General features: G+C 44.6%; 11 protein-coding genes and 1 tRNA gene. 6 read left to right on the forward strand and 6 right to left on the reverse strand.

Annotation, left to right across the window (positions count from 1 at the left end; translation table 11 throughout):
* The first annotated feature begins 921 nt into the window (after positions 1 to 921).
* The 3 genes from PTW35_RS19880 to PTW35_RS19890 all read left to right on the forward strand — a co-directional run bounded on the left by PTW35_RS19880 (position 922) and on the right by PTW35_RS19890 (position 7,579).
* Positions 922 to 2,115: a carbohydrate porin gene (locus PTW35_RS19880; RefSeq protein ID WP_052829645.1), complete on the forward strand. Its 1,194-nt coding sequence runs from the start codon at positions 922 to 924 to the stop codon at positions 2,113 to 2,115.
* Positions 2,116 to 2,199: 84 nt separating this feature from the next.
* Complete coding sequence (locus PTW35_RS19885; protein ID WP_281028652.1) at positions 2,200 to 5,430, forward strand: glycoside hydrolase family 3 protein; 3,231 nt, start codon at positions 2,200 to 2,202, stop codon at positions 5,428 to 5,430.
* 145 nt (positions 5,431 to 5,575) lie between these two features.
* Complete coding sequence (locus PTW35_RS19890) at positions 5,576 to 7,579, forward strand: methyl-accepting chemotaxis protein (RefSeq protein WP_281028653.1); 2,004 nt, start codon at positions 5,576 to 5,578, stop codon at positions 7,577 to 7,579.
* A gap of 223 nt (positions 7,580 to 7,802) precedes the next feature.
* On the opposite strand, the gene PTW35_RS19895 is transcribed toward PTW35_RS19890, so the two are convergent.
* Both PTW35_RS19895 and PTW35_RS19900 read right to left on the reverse strand, forming a co-directional pair.
* Entirely contained in the window at positions 7,803 to 8,018 is a 216-nt protein-coding gene (locus PTW35_RS19895) for a hypothetical protein (protein ID WP_281028654.1), read from the reverse strand.
* Between the two features lie 195 nt (positions 8,019 to 8,213).
* On the reverse strand, positions 8,214 to 9,401 hold the full coding sequence (locus PTW35_RS19900; protein WP_281028655.1) for a dicarboxylate/amino acid:cation symporter: 1,188 nt from the start codon (positions 9,399 to 9,401) through the stop codon (positions 8,214 to 8,216).
* A gap of 396 nt (positions 9,402 to 9,797) precedes the next feature.
* On the opposite strand from PTW35_RS19900, the gene PTW35_RS19905 reads away from it, so the two are divergent.
* Positions 9,798 to 10,748 carry a LysR substrate-binding domain-containing protein gene (locus PTW35_RS19905; RefSeq protein ID WP_281028656.1) on the forward strand — a complete coding sequence of 317 codons (951 nt, stop codon included), beginning with the start codon at positions 9,798 to 9,800 and terminating at the stop codon, positions 10,746 to 10,748.
* A 34-nt stretch (positions 10,749 to 10,782) separates the two neighbouring features.
* Here PTW35_RS19905 and aspA read toward each other — a convergent pair whose 3' ends face one another.
* On the reverse strand, positions 10,783 to 12,213 hold the full coding sequence (gene aspA, locus PTW35_RS19910) for an aspartate ammonia-lyase (RefSeq protein WP_281028657.1): 1,431 nt from the start codon (positions 12,211 to 12,213) through the stop codon (positions 10,783 to 10,785).
* A gap of 473 nt (positions 12,214 to 12,686) precedes the next feature.
* Here aspA and PTW35_RS19915 point away from each other — a divergent pair.
* Positions 12,687 to 12,761 (forward strand) — tRNA-Gly (locus PTW35_RS19915).
* A 359-nt stretch (positions 12,762 to 13,120) separates the two neighbouring features.
* On the opposite strand, the gene PTW35_RS19920 is transcribed toward PTW35_RS19915, so the two are convergent.
* Together PTW35_RS19920 and PTW35_RS19925 are read right to left on the reverse strand one after the other, a co-directional pair.
* Positions 13,121 to 14,482, reverse strand: a complete 1,362-nt coding sequence (locus PTW35_RS19920; RefSeq protein WP_281028658.1) for a serine hydrolase domain-containing protein — start codon at positions 14,480 to 14,482, stop codon at positions 13,121 to 13,123.
* Positions 14,483 to 14,813: 331 nt separating this feature from the next.
* Complete coding sequence (locus tag PTW35_RS19925) at positions 14,814 to 14,945, reverse strand: hypothetical protein (protein ID WP_281028659.1); 132 nt, start codon at positions 14,943 to 14,945, stop codon at positions 14,814 to 14,816.
* Between the two features lie 86 nt (positions 14,946 to 15,031).
* On the opposite strand from PTW35_RS19925, the gene PTW35_RS19930 reads away from it, so the two are divergent.
* Positions 15,032 to 15,382, forward strand: a complete 351-nt coding sequence (locus tag PTW35_RS19930) for a hypothetical protein (RefSeq protein ID WP_281028660.1) — start codon at positions 15,032 to 15,034, stop codon at positions 15,380 to 15,382.
* A gap of 315 nt (positions 15,383 to 15,697) precedes the next feature.
* Here PTW35_RS19930 and PTW35_RS19935 read toward each other — a convergent pair whose 3' ends face one another.
* Complete coding sequence (locus tag PTW35_RS19935; protein WP_281028661.1) at positions 15,698 to 19,354, reverse strand: Ig-like domain-containing protein; 3,657 nt, start codon at positions 19,352 to 19,354, stop codon at positions 15,698 to 15,700.
* Between the last annotated feature and the right edge of the window lie 96 nt (positions 19,355 to 19,450).

Below are 19,450 nucleotides of genomic sequence, written 5' to 3' on the forward strand. Positions count from 1 at the left end.
GGTTTATAAGATAGGAATTAACGTAATAAGTTTGAGCTAATTAACACTTTAAAGCAAGCGCTTTCTTGGGGTTTTGAAAATGCATTTCAAATATAACCTTTTAAAACTCAGTTGCTTATGGTTTCTGTGTTGTGGTCAATCCACATGATAAGCAGGTTGATCTGACTGCCGTTGCTTACTTGTTGTTGAAGTGTGCTACGGAGTAACGGGCGTTGGCTTTATCACATTCGGCTGTTGTTTATATCACTAGGTAAGCACATCGCAATGAAATTTGTTTTTATTCAACAGATAAGGTTCTTATTCGTCCACCGTATTAGCAATATGGCAAATACTCAGCATGGTAGATAGGCATTGAGAGTGCGACACAAGCACATACAGTGAAAGGGCTTTCATGATGGGTTTAATTGCCTTGGTGAATGTGATTTTATTTTATCCTTTATATTCATGGTTTTATTTGTTGTTTGTGGCTAAGGGGAATTGCTGAAGTTGGATTGAAGCTTTTGGTTGCATATGCTTGCTGCTGATCGGTCGGTTGGTTATATTCGCTATAACTTTTGGTTACCATTAGTATTGTTTCTTGTAAAAGCTAATTATTTCAAGTGCTTGCTTAGTATCTTGTGAGTTTTTGCCCTTTCGTGCTTATTGGAGTTTTCTTCTTGGTGTGTGAGTTTGATCTCGTGAAAGCGCTTGCTTTGGTGATTATGATCACTTTAATAGCGCATTTTTATCCATATAATCATCAATAAAAGTGGTTAGCAGCTAATTGGCTGAGCAATATCTTCTCATTTGTCTGTTCTTTCAGCATTTGGTTAAGGGGATATACAGCGATTAACGTATTAAACAACTATTTTTTTGAATGCTTAAGAAAGCGCTTTCTTTTGTGTTTTACGGAAGAATCTAAAAACAATTCTTGGAGTTATAATGAAACTATCGAACCTTACCCTTGCATGCCTACTAGCAACCTCAACTCTATCTGTATCCAACTTTGCTATGGCGGAAACGGACGATTTCGCCTTTACCGGTTATGCCCGTTACGGTTTTCACTATGCAGATAATGGCAATGACTATGTTTCTGCTGATGGCCAGCTTGCTGGTAATGCTGCAGGTCGTTTGGGTAATGAGACTAACGGTGGTGAATGGCAGTTTTCTAAAGGCTTTACTGGTGTCAACGGCACACAATGGGATGTTGTTGTAATGCTGGAAAACTGGTGGAAGTCACCAACGGATTATGGTGATGTGGCCCTGAAAAAAGCTTATGCGGGTGTCTCCAATGTATTCGCTTCCCAGCCAAATGCCTATATCTGGGCCGGTAGGGATTTCCACCAGCGTCCACAGCAAGGGCTGAACGACTATTTCTTCATGACCCACGATGGTCAGGGGGCGGGTATCAAGAACCTAGACTTGGGTGGCGCTCAGTTAAATGTTGGTTTTGTTGGCCAGACAGGTGAAGGTACCGGTGATAGTGGTAACTATGCCCTGACAACCAAACTGCACGATATCACTTTGGCTGAAAATATTTCACTGGATATTTACGCCAACTACGGTTTGTCATCTGACAAAGCTTTTGATAAAGAAAATGGCGAAAGCAAGAAAGATGATGCATACCAAATTGGTACTGTGTTCAAAATTTATGGCAACTCACTTAGCCTTCGTTATTCAGAGAACTCGGATAACTCGGTCTTTAACAAAACAGATGATCTAAAAACAATTTACGCAAGCTGGGAGGGTGGGGTATCTCTTGGTCAGAATACATCAATGGATTATCAGCTGGCCTACCACAATACCGATGGTGCTAACAAACTAGTTGATGACCGCACTAACTACAGTGTGATTGTGCGTCCTATGCACTCATGGAACGATATCCACTCAACGTGGTTGGAAGCAGGCTACTCGCTGGTTGATTATGATAATTCTGACGAAAACTCAGCTTGGAAAGTGACGCTATCGCAGAATATCGCTGTCGGAAAGAATGCTTGGGACCGCCCAATGCTGCGTTTCTATGCAACGGTAGGTGAAGCAGACAATAAAGTTGACTCTGCGACAGGTACTCGAGCAACTGGTGACACGACTCGTGACACATTCGCTGTAGGTGCAATGTGGGAAGCATGGTGGTAATAGCGGTTTAATTAATACCTAGTGAGCAGCCAGATAAATGGCTGCTCTTTTTTTAGCCTATCTCAAAACAAAAATGGAAATTGTATGCGCCATAATAAAAAAATATTGCCGTGCTTAATTGCATTGGCATTAATTGCAGGATGCAATGAATCAAATAATAGCAATACAAATAATGATAAAGCACAGGTCAAAGTGCCATATTTTGGCGACTGGCCAGTAATCAAAAGTGCGATTGAAAAAGATCAAAATATTGAAAACAAAATTACAGAAATATTAGCTCAAATGACTTTAGAAGAGAAAGTTGGCCAGATGATCCAGCCCAACCTTCTTGAGGTCACACCAGAAGAGGCCGCAGAATATAAACTAGGCTCATTGCTGAATGGCGGTGGAGCCTGGCCCAATGAAGACAAATACTCGAGCGCGGAAGACTGGGCCAAAGAGTCAGATAAATATTGGCTCGCCCTTGAGGGCGCTTACGAAAACCGCGGCTTTAGAATCCCGTTCATGTGGGCGACCGATGCGGTGCATGGCCACAACAACGTATTCAGGGCGACAGTTTTCCCGCATAACATTGGGTTGGGGGCCGCAAATAACCCTGATCTTATTTACCGAATTGGTCAGGCAACGGCCGTGGAAATAGCTGCAACCGGATTGGACTGGACGTTTGCTCCAACCGTTGCTTCGCCGCGTGACTACCGCTGGGGGCGGGTATATGAAGGTTACTCCGAAGACCCAGAAATTATCTACCAATATGCCGGCAAGATGGTTGAAGGTATCCAGGGCGGTGCCGCAGGCCTAGCCAGTGAGCATAACGTTATTTCGAACGTTAAACATTGGGTTGGCGATGGCGGCACAATGGATGGTGTCGACCGAGGCGAGAACCATTACACCGAAGAGTATCTGAGGAATATTCATGCCACGGGCTACTTTGCTGGTTTGAATGCCGGTGCCCAGGTGGTGATGTCTTCATTTAACTCCTGGCACGCGGATGCCAACTATGACCAGACTGAAAGCGGCGAGTACAACAAGAAAATCCATGGCAGTAAGTACCTGATCACCGATGTACTGAAAAACAAAATGGGCTTTGACGGTATAGTGGTCACCGACTGGAATGGCCAAGGGGAAATTAATGGTTGCAGTGCCTCGAACTGCCCAGAAGCGGTCAATGCCGGTAATGATGTCTTCATGGTGACGGCAAATAGCGATTGGAAAGCGTTCTATGACAATGTGATTGCCCAAGTGAATGACGGTACGATTGCCATGGCCCGCATTGATGATGCGGTAAGCCGGATCCTGCGGGTTAAATTGCGTGCCAACTTATGGGAAAAACCGATGCCATCCGAGCGTGCCCTTGCCGGCCAGCAGGAGTTGCTGGGTTCCGCAGAACACCGCGCTTTGGCACGTGAAGCCGTGAGTCAGTCTCTGGTGTTGCTCAAAAATGAAGGCGGTATCTTGCCGTTGTCACAGCAGCAGAAAATCTTGGTCGCTGGTAGCGCAGTCAATGATATCCAGAAGCAAACTGGGGGATGGTCGCTGACTTGGCAGGGTAACGAAAACACCATTGAACAGGACTTCCCTGGGGCCACCACGATGCAGATGGCGTTGGCCGAGATGGTGGGGGCTGAAAATATCATCACAGATCTTGCGGATGCAACGGAAGATACCATCGCGGTGGTGGTCATTGGTGAAGATCCGTATGCCGAGATGTTCGGTGATATCAAGTCCAACAAAACGTTGGAGTTCTCGTCACTGAAAGCGTCGTATAAGGACGATTTGGACAAGGTGAAGGAACTGAAAGCCGCAGGATTGAAAGTCGTCACCGTGTTTTATTCTGGGCGCCCGCTGTATGTCAATGAGGAGATCAACAACTCTGATGCCTTTGTCGCAGCATGGTTGCCGGGTACGGAAGCCGGGGGGATCACCGATGTTCTGTTTAACCAGGACGGCAAAGATTTCACCGGTCGCCTGTCATATTCATGGCCGATGAAGAAATGTTCGACCGCAATTAACCGTGTTGCTCCGAATATTGCTGATTACGTGACACCTGCAACCGAGCAGGATATTACCGGAGAGCACAAACCGCTATTTCCATATGGTTACGGTCTTTCATATGAATCGGATAATAAGCCGGGATATGATTTAGCCAATTTGCCTCTTGATCCGCGGGACTACGGCTGTGGCCAGGAAGCCCCTGATAACGGGGTGGCGACCACCAACCTGGAAATCTACGGTGCCCAGTCTGGGGGCGAATTCGTAGCCCGTATTGGCGGCCCAGCCAGCGGATGGGCGGGGATTGCCGTATCGAATGGCTCGGAAACAACCACGGGCTCGTTAACCACCAAACCAATCAATTACCAGCACCAGCAAGATGCGATCAATGTAACATTTGATGGTTCTGATGTCGCCCAGGTGTACCTGCAGACTCTCAATGAGAAAGCGGTCGATAAGAATGCCTACATGAACGCCGATTCGACCCTGCAGTTCGATATCAAAATGCATCAGGCTGCGACAGATGAAGTGACGTTGGCTATGCATTGCGAATGGCCATGTCTTGGTGATATCAAGATCAACGACGTGCTGCCGCCGGTCTCTGAGGACTGGACGACGATGAAGTTTGCCCTTAGCTGCTTTGCCGAGGAAGGCATGGAGTTTTCCATGCTCAATACGCCATTTCTGCTGACAACGGCAGGTAGCATGCAGTTTGACTTGGGTGAAATTCGTTTTGTTCCGCGCAGTTTGGATGCAGCCAATGACGAAGTCGACTGTGACGCTCTGGCCGAGCCGCCTCTTCCGCCGCTTGATGAAGCCATTTCCAATATTTGGAGTGATACCTGGAACCCAAGTGTTGGCGTATGGAGCGCACATACCGGAACCGACTGGAGTCCAGCTCCTGACCATGTCTCGGCTACCGAGAGTGTTGATGGTGATGGTGCGGTAGTGGTCAGTGTATCTTACAACCCCGCGAGCCCTGTTGATGATAAAGCTGTCGTTTTCTTGGTGGGCGAAACTCAGAACCTCGTCAACTATGTAGATACAGGTAGCCTCGAGTTTGATTTGTATGTCGATTCGTATGGCGAGAATATCGATGGCTTGGTCATAAAGATGGAATCTACCAAGGAGAATTCGGGTAGTCCCGATCATTTCCTCGGAGAAATTCCAACCGGCGCATGGACTTCGATTTCAGTACCGGTCAGTGACTTGGGCATCGGCGAGATTGCACAAAGTGTCGATAAACCTTTTGCCATCTTGCCGGCATGGGCTAACTCACAGGCTGGCGTTGCGTTTAGTTTCAAAAATGTTCGTCTCGTGAAATAACACGTCTGGCAGAAGAGGCATGTTCTCTTCTGCCTTTTTTATTTATTACCTACCCACTGTTCTCTCACCGATACCCGCCAGCGAACCAGACGTTTGCTGCTTTGCTATTTATTGCCTATGTCGGTTGGGATATGGCATTAATTACATGAAAAAGAAACGACAAACTTCAGTCATAAAGCGCATGTATGTCGGATTTGCGCTGATGGTGCTTCTGCTGGTCGCAACCGTCGTCATGATGCTTGATGGCAATAAACGTATTCATAGTCAGCTAGAGTCTGTGACGTCAAATGTATTTCCGCTGGTGACGCTGGCAAACGAAACCAGTGTCAAATTGTTAGCAGCGGATAAAATCTTCAAGGATGTACTGACTAACCAGAATGTGGAATACATTGAGGAATATGAGGAGAAATTCAGCAAGGCACATCAAGAGTTCTCTGCGGTGCTGGAGTTGCTTACTGTTTTTTCTCGCTCGAACCCGGCACTTTCGCAGCAGCTTGAGGCATTGGCGGTAATAGAACAACGCTATTTCAGTGAATCTCGTCGTGCGATGGACAATTACCAGGCACAGCAGATTGCCAGAGCAGAGCGACAGAAAGCGTCCCGCCGTTTCCAACAGCTGCAAATGGCGTTGTGGGTCGGGATGAAAGAGCATATTAGTAGTCAGGGTAACCTTGCGATTAAGCTGATGGCAGAAAGTTATTTTGCCAAGCTCAAACAAACCGAAACGATCACCTCTGATGCGCTGGCCAGCGATGAACTTGAGTTTATAGGCAAAGCGATAAGGGATAACAAACGAAGTGTCACTCGTCTCAATTATGCCTACGACAGCCTTGTGGCGCAGTTGCCGTCGTTAAAGGAGGCTTTTGAGCAGCCAGTAGCGCAATTCACGTCGGATATCGGCCGGAAGGGAGGGGTATTGGACCAACATTTTATATATGTCGAGGCGTCCAACCGTCTTTATCAGAACATTGCTGTATTATCGAAAGAAGTCGATCAGGCGATGGCTATTCTGGCAACCTTCCGTGCCGAAGCCGAGCAGTTGATGAGTGCCGCCATCAGCAATGCCGATGACAGTTATGCTGATAGCTTTACCCGAGCCTCCCTTGCCGGAGGGATGGTTACGCTTTTCGCTATGGCTCTAGGCTGGTTGCTTGCGAGGAATGTTCGAAAACCTTTATTCAGTGTACTGAACACCCTTGAGGCGCTAACCGATGGGGACATGACCCGTAGGGTGAGCGGGAATACCTTCAGTGAGTTCGATCAGCTCAGTAACCATATCAATACGCTGGCTACCAATCTGCAAGGTATCTTGAATCAGATGAGCGTCGCGTCTGGCAATTTGGCTAAGGTCGCGATGGAAAACCAGGCCACAACGGCGGAATCAAATTCTCGTTTGAACATACAGCGTCAGCAGACGGTATCGGTTGCCGCAGCAATGACGGAGATGGAGCAATCGGTCATCGATGTGGCTGATAGAGCGCAGCATTCCATGGAAAAGGTACAGGACGTCGAGGAGGCAGCCCAGACGGGCATGGCAGTGATAGCCAGCACTAGCTCTACTATCCACCAACTTTCTGAACGTCTTGACGAGTCGGTCGCTGTCGTGTCGACGTTGCAGGCGGTGAGTAGCGAAATTGGTTCGATCCTTGATGTGATTCGAAATATCGCGGATCAAACCAATTTGCTAGCGTTGAATGCAGCAGTTGAAGCCGCGCGAGCGGGCGAGCAAGGTCGCGGGTTTACCGTGGTGGCTGACGAGGTGAGGGTGTTGGCAAAACGGACTGCCGACTCAACCGCAGAAATAGAAAGTATGATCCAGAATTTGCAGCAGAATGCAGGCTTGGCTTCATCGGTTATGCAAGCGTGTGTCAGCGAAATGCATAAAAGTATCACGCAATCTTCGGATGCCAGTCACGCGATGGAGGACATCCAAGTGATTATCAGAGCGATCAGCGAGATGAGTAGCCATATCGCCCAAGCTGCCGAAGAGCAGACAACCACGACTCATTCGATAGCAAGAAGCCTTGAGGATATCAGCCATATTGCGGATGCCAACTTCCGGGCAATGGAGCGTGTTGCTGATGGGTGTGTGGCGCTCGATACGCTGGCGAAAGAACAGAACACCTTGGTTAAGAAGTTTATCGTCTAGGGGCTTAAGGCATTTTGTTGTGAGAAAAGACTGAATATTTCACCACCAATTGCCAGTTAATAGATGGTTAAACCGCGAGGAATCTAAATGCTCAATAAAATTAACCAGTTGAGGTTGTTTTTTAAACGTTATGCGATGAATATTGAGGTCTGGAGCATGTAAGCGCTTTCACTTAAGGTAAAAGTTAAGATTACTTGGATAACCTTAACTTTTACCTCAACAGCTATTTACGTTCTGAACAGATCAAGCCATACCATTTGGCATCGATACATATTCCTTTGAGAGTTTGCTTGTCCGTTACGACTTCACACCTGTGCGTCACTTGTTTTAGCTTGCATGCTTGCTGTATCTCCGCAAGACTGGGTGATGCATCTTGTGCCGCCATGGCAGAGGGTACAGCGATTAACAAAGCAACTGACATGGATATAAACCACTTCATAATAGCTCCTTTTAACTTGTTGCCGGTGTACTCAGTTATAATTTTAGGCTGTTAATTAAATGGCTGCATAAAAATTCACCACAAGCTCTGCTCCACCACCGAAGTGGGCTTTCACAATACCCGGTCAATCCATAAGAAAAGAGCCGTTAGTAAACGGCTCTTTTGCTATTTGATTTTGGTTAAGTGTTTATGGCTTTAGGCGATCTCTTCGGCTGGAACCAGTTCGCTTCCGCTTTCTTCGACCGAGTCGGATACCTTGTCAATCAGCAGGGCAATAACACCGTCACCGGTGACGTTGCAGGCTGTACCGAAGCTGTCCTGGGCGAGGTGAAGCACGATTTGCAGGGCAATCATCTCTTCAGTGAAACCGAGCATAGAGCCAAGTAGGCCGGCTGATGCCATTACTGCACCGCCTGGTGCACCTGGAGCCGCAACCATCGTGATACCCAGCATGGCAAGGAACGGCAGGGCTTCTAGCAGGCTAGGAACTTGGCCGGCACCGGTCATGATAATGACGGCAACAGCGACACTGGCAATACTGATCACCGAGCCAGACATGTGGATATTGGCACACAGCGGCACAACAAAGTTAGCGATAGAGTTCGATACCCCGTTGCGCTTGGTTTGCTGCAGGGTAACCGGTACTGTGGCGGCAGAGGACATGGTACCAACAGCGGTGAAATAGGCTGGTAACATGGTGCGCAGGATTTTAAGCGGTGAGCGTTGCAGGGCAACACCGGTGGTCACGAACTGGAAGCTTAGCCAGAACCAGTGCATAGCGACGACCGCAAGCAGTACTAAGCTGAAAGTTTGTAGGGTTGCGAAGACTGTACCTTTGACCGTCATATCAGCAAATACACCGGCAATGTAGAACGGCAGCGCAGGGATCATCACCTTGTTGAGGAACAGCTCGATGATATCACGACCCTGGTCACTGATTTTTTTCAGGTTTTCAGCACCGGTGTTGGAGATACCCAAGCCAAAAATGAAGGCGACTGTCAGAGCGGTCATGATGTTCATGATCGGCGGGATCTGAAGCTCTAAGAAAGGGGACAAAATGGTTTCGGCTTCAGGAAGCTGGCCGGCACCGCTGAGCAGGGTTGGGAAAAGGCTCTTGGCTACCATGAAGGCTAGGATACCGGCTCCCAACGTTGATATATAAGCCAAGCCAACGGTTTTGCTCAGCAATTTTCCGGAGTTTTTAGGTAGGCTGGCAATACCGCTGGTGACGTAGAAGAGGATAAGTAGCGGGATGGTAAATGTAATTAACTGGCTAACTAAATACTTAGCAGTAATTAGGGCTTGAACCATAACGTCAGGGGCAAACATGCCCATGAGAATACCGGCGAATATTCCACACAATAACTTAATAATTAAGTTCATCTTGTTGACCTTTTTATTTATTAGGATACAGAGTTCATATAATGGTATGTAGGATTGTAAATGTACTAGTTAAATAATTAATAATTAGAATATTTTAAAACCTTCTCATCCAATATATTTGTTAACATAAAAGATGAGTCAGTGTTATTAATGTTACAACTGGATGGTATGATTATTCTGTTGGCTTGTGAAATGCAGAAAAAAAAGGCTTGGTTATTAAAATGCATCAAGAGAAATTCAGGGATTGTGATCAAGTTAATAGACAGATGTTAATAACTAATCGATCCTTACAGCTTTCTGCGACTGACCTATCATTATCTTGCTAATAGCCGCTGCTTTCGTTGGGTTGTTAGAGGATGACGACTGCCATAGATAGATGTTTATTGAGTAAAATAAATGAAAAACATAGAGACAAAATGGCTGCAAGACTTTCTTACTCTTGCTGAGTTAAAAAACTTCTCCCATGCTGCAGCTGTCCGTAATGTTACCCAACCCGCATTCAGCCGCAGGATAAAGTCGCTGGAGGCCGAGTTAGGCTTGGTGTTAATTGAACGTAGCAAAACACCTATCGAGCTCACCCTCTGCGGTAAGCAGTTTAAAACGACAGCGCTGTCGATTCTCCAGCAGATAGACGAGGAAGTCAGCCGTCTCGCCGGCAGCTCTTTCGATGGTAGGCATACGGTACGCCTGAGCGCCGCTCACTCGATATCCATTAGCTTGCTGCCAAAGCTGCACTCGTGCCTACTCGATCCCCAGCTAAACACCCGTTTATCCGTTGTTGCCAACGAAGTTGATGATGCTGTAGAGCTACTGATAGACGGCAAGTGTGACTTCCTGTTTTCGTTTTATGAAGACAGATTACAGGTCGCTCCTTACCGCTCAATTTATCTTGGCCGCAGTTATCTTTACTGTGTTTCAGCAGTCGATGAAAATGGCGAAGTACTGTTCGATTTGGCCAATAAGGATGATGTTCCTTGCCTCGATTATACGCCGGAAAGTTATATGGGAAGGGCACTTCATCGCGCCAATAGCAAGTTGACCAACAATACCGTCTGTTCTTCTTCTATGACTGATTTTATTAAGGCATTGGTTTTACAAGGAAAGGGAATCAGCTGGTTACCTGATTATGCCATCAAAGATGAATTAGCCTCAGGACAGTTAAAAATACTGCCGCAGAGGGAGCCGGTTCCTCTAGATTTGTATGTCTATCGCTATTATTCCAAATTACACTCATCCTGTGAGGCTATGTGGAATGAATTAAGCAAAATTTGCCCAATAAAAGAACTGACTGGTCAAAGTTTGATTGAGCTTTCACAGCCAGAAAGTCAGTTAACGGATAAAAAATAAAAAAGGGGCTTTATCAAGCCCCTTAATATCAATTTTAGTTGTAGAGCTTGGCTTTGTATTCTGGGTGCATCAGGTTGTTCACCGAGAAGATTTCGTCCAGTTGCTCTTCACCAAGCAAGTTACGCTCAAGGGCGACATCTTTAACACTTCGGCCTGTTTCGGCACAGATTTTACCGATGATATCGCCTTCGTGGTGACCAATGAACGGGTTTAGGTAAGTCACAATGCCGATTGAGTTAAATACGAAGTGCTCGCAGACCTCTTTGTTGACAGTGATACCGCTGATGCACTTATCTGCCAGGTTGATACAGGCATTGCCCAGTAGCTCAATCGACTCAAAAACAGCTTGGCCAATCACAGGCTCCATGACATTCAGCTGCAACTGACCGGCTTCGGCGGCAAATGTTACCGTGGTGTCGTTGCCGATCACTTTGAAGCACACCTGATTTACGACTTCTGGGATCACTGGGTTGACTTTGGCTGGCATAATCGATGAGCCGGCCTGCATTTCAGGTAGGTTGATTTCGTTGAGGCCAGCACGAGGACCAGAAGATAGCAGACGCAGGTCGTTACAAACTTTTGACAGTTTAACGGCAAGGCGTTTCAATGCAGCGTGGACAGTTACATAGGCACCACAGTCAGAGGTTGCTTCGATCAGGTCTTCTGATGGAACGCAGGCCAGCCCTGTGGCTTCAGCAAGGTATTTGACTGCTAACTCTTGATAGCCTTCGGCAGCGTTCAGGCCGGTACCGATAGCTGTCGCGCCCAAGTTAACTTCCAGCAACAGGGCGGCGGCGTATTTCAGGTTTTTGACTTCTTCTTTCAGCAAGGTGCTGAAGGCGTGGAATTCCTGGCCAACCGTCATTGGAACGGCGTCTTGCAGCTGGGTACGGCCCATTTTCAGGGTGTCGTGGTACTCTTCGCTCTTGGCATCGAAAGCGGTACGTAGGTATTCAATAGAGTCGATCATCTTGATGATGCTGTTGTAGACAGCAACACGGAAACCAGTCGGGTAGGCACAGTTGGTTGACTGGCTCTTGTTGACATGATCGTTGGGGTTGATGATGTGGTATTCGCCTTTTTCATTGCCTTTAAGCTCAAGTGCAACGTTGGCGATCACTTCATTGGCGTTCATGTTAACAGAAGTGCCGGCGCCGCCTTGGTAAACATCAGAGATAAACTGATCCATACATTTGCCGGTGTCCAGGATCAGATCACAGGCTTGGATAATGTACTGGCCAACATCGCTCGGGATTGTCCCAAGTTCCATATTGGCCTTAGCGGCTGCTTTCTTAGTAAACACCATGCCGCGCACAAACTCTGGCACATCAGAAATCTTTGTCGACGAGATATTAAAGTTCTCATACGCACGAAGCGTGTGGATACCATAATAGGCATCAGCCGGAATTTCACGCTTACCAAGTAGATCTTCTTCAATACGAGTTTTATTAAAATTGTCGGTCATGGTGGGTACCTTTGTTTAATGATAAGACACCAACACAATGTTCTTTTTGATTTCTAATGTGAAATGCTTAAAACTTAGCAATAATGCATTTATTGCATAGCGGATATTTATGTCAAAACGAAGGTTGAAACATTATTCGTCGATATCGATTAAGGGGGGCGAATGTTTGCAATTAATAACGTTATATCGCTGTTGTTTGATAAATATCGATAATGTTTCTGTGTTTTTAATACATAGCAATTAATAAATTAAGCAAAAATTCTTGTAATATAGCTTGAAAGTTATCCTAGGCGGGAAATGCTGTTGCGAGCAGAGCGGTTTAAAGCCTATGTGATTGAATCTTAAGCGTTTGGTGGTTTGTTTTGTGATGAGTGTCAGGTTTTGGGAATCATTGCTTTCATTCACGGCGAATTCTGACATTATGAATCTCAATTCGATGCAACATCTCTGGTCTACTAGCCAGTAACCTTAAAGCGGGCATCGTATAATGGCTATTACCTCAGCCTTCCAAGCTGATGATGCGGGTTCGATTCCCGCTGCCCGCTCCAAGTTTCTTATCTCGCAATAACTAATCTATCTGCTTGAAAATAAAGCGCTTAATGGCGTGTTTTGCTGTGTCTGGCGGTTAGAATTACAGTTGTGCTAAAAGCCAATTGATACAGTTGGGGACCACAAAGGGACCAAGGTGGGGACCACATTGGATTTATTGGTGAGTGACCTCTTTCGGTATGGACTAAACCAGATGAGATATACTACGACCATAATGCTGAGTCGTGTGTACTAAATATATCTACTTAACCTGACTTTGACGATAGTGCTATGAATGGTACATAGACTTAATCCGATATGGAGAGGGCTACCTCCCTCTTCTAAAGGAGAAAATAAGAGAGAGGCCGCCAAAACAAACTTAGTTTCCAGCGAGTTGCTTAGCTGCGGAGCGCATAAGGGCAGGTGCCTTGTTTTCACCAAACCCAGAGTGATATGGATTGGTCGAGTAGACTACTCCCACAAAGTCACGCTTTGGGTCGATGTATAAAAATTGACCTAAGTTACCACTTTTGGCCATCGCGCCATCTTTGAAGATGTAGTCAAACTGGTAAGAATTGTATTGTGCTGCTTCGTTAAATGCGTGCACAGAGCTTTCTTCTTTGGTTGTTCCTGCGTAAGCGTTATGGTCACCACTGGCTTGGATTCGTTCAATGACTGCTTGTGATATGATCGGTTGGTCAGAAACGGCTTTCCAGCTTGGGGTAAACAGCGTTCCCCAACGCGCCATGTCCTCTAGTGTCGTAGAGACTAATCCAACAGCGATTGCCATACCATCAGGAGTTTGGTTAATAAGCATAGGCTGGCGAGCTTTCACTTTTGACCAAACGCGATCCTCAAATACTTTTGCCCATGTAGTCCCTTCGATATTTTCAACCATTTGCGTGAGGACAATGGTGTTCATCGAGGCATAACGGAACTGTTTGCCGGGCTTGTCTCCTTCGATTTTTTGTGTATCACGTGCGACCTCTAACCAGCTCTCTTTTTGTCCAGTCGAATAACGAGGAGAGCCAAAGGCTGAGGCGAAGAAGCGCACAACGGGAGAATCTGGGTTCATGATTGATTCGCCAGTTTCTTCATTATCTAGAGCAGTAGCATGGTTAAGAACATTTAAAACCGTAACATCGTTCCAAACTGTTCCTTTGAGCTCTGGTAAGTATTCGGTGATTTTTTGGTTTGGGTCTACTTTACCCTCTTCAACCAGCATTGCGACTACTGTACCAACCGTTGTTTTCGCTGCGGATGCCCAAATATGACGATCCGTCGGTTTCATGCCAGGGTAGGATTCATAGACAATTTCACCTTTATGAATCAACATAAAGCCTTGGGTACGAAATTGAGGGGCAGATAAATAGTCTTCCATCGTCATTTCGCCTTTCGTCTCAGTATGGACTGTCAGTTTTGCGAGTTCAGGCTTCAGGTTTTTAGTGAGAGGTTGATAATCATAACTAGGTGATACCACTGCTGTAGGCATAAACTCACTCATGTGCATGTTGTAGTAGAGCGAGTGATCTCCTCCCATTTGCCAGTGGAAGTTATTAAAGCCGTCACGAGCAGCATCGACAAATTGATTGCTAAAAGAGTTCTTTGCGGCTTCGACCGGTAGCGTGACTTGAGCGCCTTCCGCTTTGAGTGCCGCTGCCACAGGGTTTTCTTCTGTGGCAGTAGAAACCTGGCCATAAAGCATAGATCCAATAATAAGTGCGAGAGCTTGGGTTTTCATTATTTCGTCTCCTATTTGGTTATGCGTCTATATTATTTGATAGTAGAATGGATTTTTAGGTCATATAGCGCCAAGGAGTGCCGTGTTAACTAATATTAATACCACTAGTTCCAATAACCTTAGTCCCTTTTGTTCGGTTTTTCTGAAAACACAGAATTGAATAAAAAAACTCGCTGAGGTGCATCAAATCCCAGAAGATTTAACCAGTCGTACTGTGTGGTTTTTTTCACAGCAAGTAATATCGTTCCCCATGGCCATGATGCGCCATAGTAATAAAAGAGTTGGAATAGAAGTCGGAAAGCTAATAACTCTTGGTCAAATATCAACTTCGTTAGAAGAAAGCCTCAAGCAGTGTCAAGATTTGGGGGAAGCCATCGTAACCCTGATTAAGTTGATGCTCGAACTTAATAGTCACGTTGTCATTTGGGTAGACCAAATCGAAGGTCATTGGTATCTGTGTCATAGGGGGGCTATCACCCGTCTACTCCTGGCTTTGATCAGGCGGAGTGGTTTAGGTCTTTTGCTTTATTATCAATGTGCCGATTATTTATGGGTAAAGATTGGGTACCAGATCATGCGTTTATGAGTTTTTCTGAACACTTAACAAAAGGCTTACCAATTGGTTTTGCTAAAACAGCGTTTAGCTTTGACCATTCTTTCGGCGCAATTAGGATAGATCTTGATGATGGTTTTAAGCCGATTCCTCCTTCACCCGTAAGTGAACTAGAGTGGTCGCAAAGGGTGAAACGTCTATCACAAACTTATGTTGTGTTACCATTTTTTACTGTTGATTGGTTTGCTAAATTTTTGAGTATGTCTGCTAGGACATTACAGAGACGGCTGGCAGAGCATGGGTTGACGGTGAAACAATTGCGAGATGAAGCGAGAAGAGATGTTTGATGGTTATCTGAATATGGGTAGAAATGGGCGCTTACCCAAGAAATGGACGATGCCGATTAGAAACTGGCGAGAAGCACTAAACCGCTTTGCGATTATGTTTGAAGACCGACTCACTGAATACAGTTACCCCGACAGTTACACAGAATTATTTACAGGGTCATATGTGCAGTTGAGAGGTGTTGAAGCATGAGAGTTACACCTTTTGCGTTTTGATTTAAGATTCGACACCTTTATCAAAACGGGTAACTCTCACTTGTTTCAAGTAGATGTGTCAGCTATTGTCTGAACTAATACAGATTAAACCATTTGATCTAATTAGTTTACTATGACACTAATCTTGGTTTCAGATTTTGCACCATTACTGTCGGTCGCAACCGCTTTGATTTCTTGCTCTCCAACTTTGTCAAGAACATGATTCCAGTAACGATAAGGTGAGTGATTTTCAATCCTTACACTTTCACCATTAACAAAGAACTCAACGTTGGCAATGATTACACCTTCTTGGGTTGATTGAGCCGTAGCCTCAACTTTAGGAATGATGTCGCCCAAATAGTATTCTTTACCGTCAAAAGGGACCACAATTTCAACTTCTGGTGCAATAGGTACTTCAGTGTCTTTTACGAACACTTTAATGATTGATTCTGATTTGGCACCTTTACTATCAGTCGCAACTGCTTTGATTTCGTGCTCTCCAACCTTATCCAGAACATGATTCCAGTAACGATATGGTGAGTGATTTTCAACTCTAACGCTCTCACCATTTACAAAGAACTCAACGTTGGCGATGGTTACACCTTCTTGAGTTGAATGAGCCGTAGCATCAACTTTAGGAATGGTGTCACCTAAACTGTATTCTTTACCATCATAAGGAACCACAATTTCAACTTCTGGTAAAATTGGAACTTCAGAGTCCACACCGTAAATAGTAATGGTTTCGCTGCTAGTTGCGCCTTGATCATCAATTGCTACTGCTTTGAGTGTATGCACGCCTTTGGTGACTTCCCATTCTGGAATTCGATTTGAACCATGTGAAGTTTTTTTAACACTTTCACCATTGATGAACATTTCAAGGCTTTCAATTTCTCCATCTTCATCTTCAGCATAAGCCCTGATAACGATCAAAGAGCCGGTTTCAAACTGTTCTCCATTAGTCGGTCTATGGAACCAAACTGTTGGTGGTTTATTCGCTTCTACAGGTTTACCTGTAATGTTTACCTCTGACGTTGCTGTTGCCCCTTTATCATCGGTCGCGACGGCTGATAAAGTAAAGTTACCTAGACCAACGGTGTAGTTATTGTATTGATACGGAGGTTGTGTCACCGTCGCTAAACGTTTGCCGTTGACAAAGAACTCAACCTTTTCAACTTCTCCATTTTCATCATCAGCAATAGCTAAAATCCTTTCAATAACATGGCCTTCTTCAAATTCAGCACCATTTGTTGGTTCAACAATGCTAACGGTTGGAGGCAGGTTATCCATTTCAACCCCCATAATAGTGATAGATGAAACACTCTTACCATTGTCGTTATCAATAGCTATGACATCGATTTTGTTTACACCTTCTTGGACAACAAAGTCTGTTAATCGGTAAGGTGCTTGATTCAAAATCTTTATGCTATTGTTGTTAACGAAAAACGTAACACTTTCAATTTCACCATCAGTATCCGTTGCATCAGCTTCGATAGTTATTTTACTACCTATAGGATATTTAGCTCCATCTGAAGGAGAGGTGATATTAACCACGGGTAATTCATTTTCACTATTACTTACTTTAATGAAGCTATTTTTTATTACCGTATCTGAATCATTGTCAGAAAATGCGGTTAACTTCACCGAGTGCTCACCAGGTGTATTGTAAGTGACAGTGGGGGATTTTGATGTACTGGTTGCAGGTGTACCACCTTCAAACACCCATTCCCAACGATTAGCGTTATGTGAACTTTCATTAGCAAAGTTTACTGATTCGCCTAATCTGATTTCCTGCCTGATGGCGGAAAAATCAGCTTCTAGATCAGATGAAATACCTATGTATGTCACTGGATTTGAAGGAATTACATCACCATTAACATCAACCGCTTTTGCAACTATGGTATGTTCACCTGTTGCTGAAACTTCCCAATTGTTCAAATTGTAAGGAGGATTGCGTCTTTTGCTTACAAAATCTCCGTTGATATAAAACTCAACGAAATCAATTTTCCCACCATTGTCATTAGTTTGTGATTTTACCGTAAATATATGACCTTGATAGAATTGGATGTTATCAGTTGGCTCATAGATTTTAATCGTAGGTGGTTTATCCGCACTTTCAACGATAATCTTACCTTGCCAAGTTTCTTGATCGCTTTCTACATCGTTGCTTACCTTCAATGTAACATCATATACACCCTCTGAAGCATAAGTTACACTCGGTGATTTACCTGTGCTAGTGCTTGGTGAGCCACCAGGGAAGCTCCATTCATAATCAAGGTTATGACCCTGACTGCGATTAGAGAACTTGATGCTATCATCAGGCTCAATATTTGTTTTGTCAGCCTTGAAGCTTGCAAATACCGTATCTTTTGTTGTGTTAGCGTATTTGGCATCATCAAAGTACTCAACCAAGTTCAGATATTGGCGATTGACTTGTTTAATTGATGAAGTCAATTCCTCGTATGGGCGATGCCACATATCGAACATCCCTTTGTTTGAAACGCTTTCATTTTTAGGGTTGTCAATATGGTTGTTATCTTGGTATTCAAACCACGTCCAGCCAACATTACCTTTACTTTGCATCCAAGTTAATGTCGCATTTTGGTAATAATGGCCACGATCTTTTTGAGTATTGGTAACTAAACCTGCACCTTCTATGTTGTCATGGTATTCAAAAGAAGTACCTTTGGCATAGAATGCAGAAACAAGCCATGGCTTACCGCCCCACTTAATCATATTGTCCATGATTTCAGTCGGCTCACTCCAATAGCCAAAGCGGTTAACAGATAGAACATCCGCATGTTGCGCATAAGTTTCAACAAAAACTTTATTGGTTAATAGGTCGGTTTGGAATACGCGAGAGCCTAAATATAAGTGATTTGGTGCGTATTTTTTCATCGCAGCACTAACAGGTGCGTAGTAACTATCAACGTAATGCCTAAAAAACTCTTCTTTCTCTAATTCAGTGATGTTGTCTATTGTTACAGGATCTGAATTACCGCGAAACTCTTGCACCCAATTTACGGCATACAAATAGTTAAAGTGAGTTTTTGACTCTTCAAGGCTTAGCTTTAACACTTCCACATCAAAAGGCATTTCAATATCGACATACAAGCCTAAGAAGCGCGGGTCGCCATTATATTTTGATAAGTATTCACGTAGATCATTGTCAATAAAATCGGCATGATCTTCATGAAAAACAGGTAGGATTTTCAGATCTTTTGGACGCGGAAAACCAAGATAATCAGTAAACTCAGTAAGGGCATTTCTTACTGGGGTATAGTTCATCTTGTGCTCAGTCCTAACCATCTGCTCAGGTGTAACCGGGCCACCCCCAGTGTAAATACCAATGGATTTTAGATAAGGGAATTGTGTTTCAGCCCAGTGGTCAAAGTCTCTAAAAGGGGAGAACTCATCGAATGGGCCTGGTCTTAATGCCACCACACTAGACATAAAAGTTAAATGTCCATTAGGGTCAATCATCCACCAGCGGCCATTAATTTCTTCCACACGGAAAAAACCAGTCGCTTCGTACTGGGTACTTAAGAACCCGCCATATTCTGACAGTGGGGTTGATAGATCTTGCTGATAACCAGCGAGGTTATCAACAATAACAGTTGGCTCTTTCGTCCACACAAAGCCCGCATTAGATTTGGCCCTGTCTACATGAATGTATTTTTGGACATATTTTTCTGGGATAACCGCATAGCTGCGCAGAGGAATACCCACTATGAAAGATAGCAAGGTTAATTTTGCTATCTTTGATTCAAACTTTTTTTTCATGAAAATCACCACTAATAGTTAATTAATTTAGGAACAATTTCAGTGTGATGAGATCGTTACCTTATTTGTATAGTGCATGTTGCATCAAAAATTTAA

Source organism: Photobacterium sp. DA100 (assembly GCF_029223585.1).
Taxonomy (GTDB): domain Bacteria; phylum Pseudomonadota; class Gammaproteobacteria; order Enterobacterales; family Vibrionaceae; genus Photobacterium.

Coding starts and splice junctions, on each gene's coding strand:
- PTW35_RS19930 (WP_281028660.1), top strand. CDS start 15,032: ATGGGTAAAGATTGGGTACCAGATCATGCGTTTATGAGTTTTTCTGAA.
- aspA (WP_281028657.1), bottom strand. CDS start 12,213: ATGACCGACAATTTTAATAAAACTCGTATTGAAGAAGATCTACTTGGT.
- PTW35_RS19905 (WP_281028656.1), top strand. CDS start 9,798: ATGAAAAACATAGAGACAAAATGGCTGCAAGACTTTCTTACTCTTGCT.
- PTW35_RS19920 (WP_281028658.1), bottom strand. CDS start 14,482: ATGAAAACCCAAGCTCTCGCACTTATTATTGGATCTATGCTTTATGGC.
- PTW35_RS19900 (WP_281028655.1), bottom strand. CDS start 9,401: ATGAACTTAATTATTAAGTTATTGTGTGGAATATTCGCCGGTATTCTC.
- PTW35_RS19895 (WP_281028654.1), bottom strand. CDS start 8,018: ATGAAGTGGTTTATATCCATGTCAGTTGCTTTGTTAATCGCTGTACCC.
- PTW35_RS19880 (WP_052829645.1), top strand. CDS start 922: ATGAAACTATCGAACCTTACCCTTGCATGCCTACTAGCAACCTCAACT.
- PTW35_RS19890 (WP_281028653.1), top strand. CDS start 5,576: ATGAAAAAGAAACGACAAACTTCAGTCATAAAGCGCATGTATGTCGGA.
- PTW35_RS19885 (WP_281028652.1), top strand. CDS start 2,200: ATGCGCCATAATAAAAAAATATTGCCGTGCTTAATTGCATTGGCATTA.
- PTW35_RS19935 (WP_281028661.1), bottom strand. CDS start 19,354: ATGAAAAAAAAGTTTGAATCAAAGATAGCAAAATTAACCTTGCTATCT.
- PTW35_RS19925 (WP_281028659.1), bottom strand. CDS start 14,945: ATGACACAGATACCAATGACCTTCGATTTGGTCTACCCAAATGACAAC.